2 protein-coding genes are annotated in these 1206 nt (G+C 71.9%); one reads left to right on the top strand and one right to left on the bottom strand.

What is annotated here, in order from left to right:
- Nucleotides 1–213: transglutaminase-like cysteine peptidase (locus FV223_RS28080; RefSeq protein WP_147729935.1), on the top strand; the 213-nt coding region annotated here is incomplete at its 5' end.
- 334 nt (nucleotides 214–547) lie between these two features.
- Here FV223_RS28080 and FV223_RS28075 read toward each other — a convergent pair.
- A partial coding sequence (locus FV223_RS28075) for an outer membrane beta-barrel protein (protein WP_147729934.1) occupies nucleotides 548–1206 on the bottom strand: 659 nt, incomplete at its 5' end.

Raw genomic sequence — 1206 nt, 5'->3', positions numbered from 1 at the left:
CGGATGACCGTGGTCATCGACGAGAAGGGCGAGGGCCACGCCGTGCTCACCCTGATCACCGACCGCGGCGACCTGGTGCTCGACAACAAGACCAGCCAGATCCTGCCCTGGCACCGCACCGGCTACAACTTCATCAAGCGCGAGAGCCAGGACGCCGTCGCCTGGGTCTCCCTCGGCGGCGTCACCTCCCCGGTCACCACCGCCAACCGCTGAGATCGGCGGCGAAGGCGAGGCCCGCGGTCACCGCGAGGCCGGCGAGGGCCTTGCGCAGGCGGGGCGCCGACACCGCCCGAACCGTCGAAATCGCGAACCGCATCGCCGTGGCCCAACCCGTTAAGCTCTCGTTAACGAAAGCTCTCACGCCCGGGCCCCGACGGCAATCGCCCCCTTAACGAAAGGTTAATGCTGTGCGTAACACGGGCGTGCGGATCGGGCGGCTGGACCGATGCAGACGGGCCACAGGCGGGATGCGGGCGCCTCGCCCGGCCCGGCGGGTGCCGGCTCGGACGAGGCCCTTGCGGATCGCGCGCCGTGCGGCGGCGGGGTCTCAGAACCAGTAGTTCAGGCCGGCGCGGACCAGGCCGAAGCCGGCATCGCTGCGTCCGGCGCCGTAATAGGTGGCGGTGGCGGCATCGTAGTAGGTCGCGCCCGAGACGCGCTTGCCGAGGTCGAGGTAGAGCGCCTCGATCTTGGCCGAGATCCTGTCGGTGAAGGCGTACTCGATGCCGCCGCCGACGGCGTAGCCGGTCCGCGTCGTGTCCGGCAGGGCGTAGGGGTAGGCGGCCGCGTTCGCCGAGGCCGACCCGCCGCCGTAGGCGAAGCCGCCGGTGCCGTAGATCAGCACCCGGTCGAAGGTGTAGCCGACGCGGCCGCGCACGGTGCCGAAGTAGTCGAGGCTCGGGCGGACGCTCGCGTAGGGCACCGTGCCGAGATAGGCCGCATCCGCCTTGGCGAAGGCGGTGCCCTGGATGTCGGCCTCGACGCCGACGACGAAGCCCGAGCCCGGCGTGAGCTGGTAGTTATAGCCGACCTGGCCGCCGGCGAAGCCGCCCTTCGCCGCCCCGCCGGTCACGGTGCCGTAGGTCGGGTCGGTGAAGCCCTTGCCGGACTCGCGGAACGCGTAGCCGGCGTTCACGCCGGCGTAGAACCCGGTCCAGGTGAAGGCGGGCGGAACCGGCGGCGGCGGAGGCGGCGCCCGCCGCCGGT

The sequence above is a fragment of the Methylobacterium sp. WL116 genome (assembly GCF_008039455.1).
In the GTDB taxonomy this organism is placed as follows: domain Bacteria; phylum Pseudomonadota; class Alphaproteobacteria; order Rhizobiales; family Beijerinckiaceae; genus Methylobacterium.
Note: the sequence above shows the minus strand (reverse complement) of the source record. Positions and strands in the feature narration are given on the sequence as shown.